The sequence below is a fragment of the Actinomadura fibrosa genome (genome assembly GCF_900659615.1).
GTDB lineage: Bacteria > Actinomycetota > Actinomycetes > Streptosporangiales > Streptosporangiaceae > Spirillospora > Spirillospora fibrosa.
Window position 1 is genome coordinate 1 of the sequence record NZ_CAACUY010000512.1, and the last position, 2,154, is coordinate 2,154.

At 78.0% G+C, this 2,154-nt stretch carries 2 protein-coding genes and 1 pseudogene; 1 reads left to right on the forward strand and 2 read right to left on the reverse strand.

Going from position 1 to position 2,154, the window contains the following annotated elements:
• A pseudogene (locus E1300_RS49220) lies at window positions 1-741 on the reverse strand (hypothetical protein); the annotation flags it as partial.
• A gap of 197 nt (window positions 742-938) precedes the next feature.
• Between E1300_RS49220 and E1300_RS49225 the strand changes: the two are divergent.
• On the forward strand, window positions 939-1,433 hold the full coding sequence (locus tag E1300_RS49225; RefSeq protein ID WP_131764116.1) for a helix-turn-helix domain-containing protein: 495 nt from the start codon (window positions 939-941) through the stop codon (window positions 1,431-1,433).
• 16 nt (window positions 1,434-1,449) lie between these two features.
• On the opposite strand, the gene E1300_RS51145 is transcribed toward E1300_RS49225, so the two are convergent.
• A partial coding sequence (locus tag E1300_RS51145) for a hypothetical protein (protein ID WP_207400457.1) occupies window positions 1,450-2,154 on the reverse strand: 705 nt, incomplete at its 5' end.

The window sequence follows — 2,154 nt, forward strand, 5'->3', positions numbered from 1 at the left end:
CTCCACGGCGGGCATGGGCGCGGCGTGCAGCACCGCGCGCGATGCCGCCGCCAGGTGCCGCCGGTGCCGCGCCAGCGGCCGGGGGACCGGGACGCGGCGGGTGAACCGCTGGTGCAGCGCGAACGCGGCGAGCAGCAGGATCACCGCGACCGTGGTGGGCGTCGCGCCTCCGGGCGCGCCGTTCGCCGTGGTCGCCGTCTCGTGCCCCTGGACGGTGGGCGCGCTCGCGGGCTGCTCCGGGTGGCGCCTCCCGTGCGGGGCGGCGGGCGCGTCCGTGGACGGGGGCTCCGCGACGGGGATCTCCACCTGCCGTCGGATCGGCTTGTGCCGGGTGGGCTCGCGCTCCGGCCGGACCTGCTCGAAGCCCGGACGGGCGGGCGTCCCCGGCCGGACGGGCACCTTCGGCCGCGCGGGCCGGGCCTTCCCCGGGAAGAGGCCGTGCTCCGGCCGTCCCATCCGCACCGGGGGACGGTGCGCCCTGCCTCGCACCGAGCCGCGGAGCGCGCGGCCGAGGTCGGGATGCCCTGAGCCGATCTCCGACTCGACGTTCCGGCACAGGGCGTCGCGGTCGAACATCGCGTCCGCCGCTCCGCGGGTGTGCGGGCAGCCCCGCGGTCCCGGGCCGGCGGGCCCGGCCGCCAGCGCGGGCCCCGCGGACGGCGCGGCGACCAGGGCGATCGCCACCGCTCCGCCGACCAGGCGGAGCCGCGGCGGGTTCAGGTGCGTGGCATGGGCCGGCACAGTCGGCCACCTCCCCCGATGATGACCTGCGACGGTACCGATGAAAGCAGCCGCCGCGCCGCCCGTCCCGTCCGACACGGCGGGTTGGGCTTCCGTGATCGGCCCGATACCGTAGGGAACCATCCCGTGTCCTTGGCTGACGAGGTGGCCTGCGGTCAACTAAAGTCGTTGGCAGGTGAGGGACGGGAGGGGCGGCGATGCAGAATCGGACCGGGGCCGTGCGGGCGGGGAGCGCGGAGGAGGTCTCGCCGGGCGCGACGCTGGCGGAGAAGGTCGAGTGGCTGATCCGCAACCTGTGGCCGGCGGACGCCGACGCGCCGCGCAACAACGTGGAGACCGCCGCCGCGATCGCGCGCGCGACCGGTGAGGACATCTCGTCCACGACGGTGTGGAAGCTGCGCACGGGACGGCAGGAGAACCCGCAGCTCAAGACCCTGACGGCGCTCGCGACGTTCTTCGGCGTCCCGATCGGCTACTTCGGGTTCCCGGGCGAGGCGGGCCCGATCGACGACGACCTGACGCTGAAGGCGCTGCGCCGGGAGGTCGAGCACGGCACGATCCGGCCCGAGGTGCTGCGCGCGCTGGTCGACCTGTCGCCGGAGGCGCGCTGGGTCGTCGACGAGATGATCCTCGGCGCCGCCGCGGCCGACCGCCAGCGGCACCCGCGGCGCGGCGACGACCGGGAGACCTAGCCCCACCCGGGCCGCTCTAGGGCGGCCGGGCGCGCCAGAGGGTGGGGACGCCGCCGTCCGTGCCCGTGGCGAGGAGGTCGCCGCCGAGGAGGGCCAGGCCGGTGAGCCACTGGGGCCCGCCGCCGTCGAGCCCCCGGCCGTAGGGGCGGACGGTCCGCCAGTCGCCGCCGCTGGACGAGGTCCACAGCGCGACGTCGGACGTGCCCGGCGGCGTCCCGGCCAGCACGAACCCGCGGGGCGTGGCGAGCGCGGCGGTCAGCCCGGCCGCCTTGAGGGGCTCGGCGCGCCAGGTCCGCCCGCCGTCGGACGAGACGGCCGCGGTGCCGCCGGGCCCCGTCGCGACGGCCGTGTCACCGCGCGCCACGACCCGGGTCGGCGCGGGCCCCGCGGGGAGACGTACGGCCGTCCACACCGCGCCGTCGGCTGAGGTCCACGCCGCCGGCGCGCCATTTGCCGACGCGCCGACCGCGACGTAGCCGCGGGTGACGGTGGCGACGTCGTGCGCCTTCCCGCCCTGGAGGTCGCCGGTCCCGGCCGTCCAGCGGGCGAGGTCGTCGGAGTGCCAGGCGAGGACGCCGCCGCTGTCGGAGCCCACGACGACGTAGCCGGCCCGGCCGTGGGCGGCGCCGGACAGCTCGCCGGGCCGGTCCGCCGGGAGCGCCGCCGGGGTCCAGGCGGCACCGTCGCCGGACGTGAGCAGCAGTGGACGGTCGCGCCGAGC

What these genes read in the sequence shown, in the direction of transcription:
- E1300_RS49225 (WP_131764116.1), top strand. Translation starts at nt 939, where the DNA reads ATGCAGAATCGGACCGGGGCCGTGCGGGCGGGGAGCGCGGAGGAGGTC.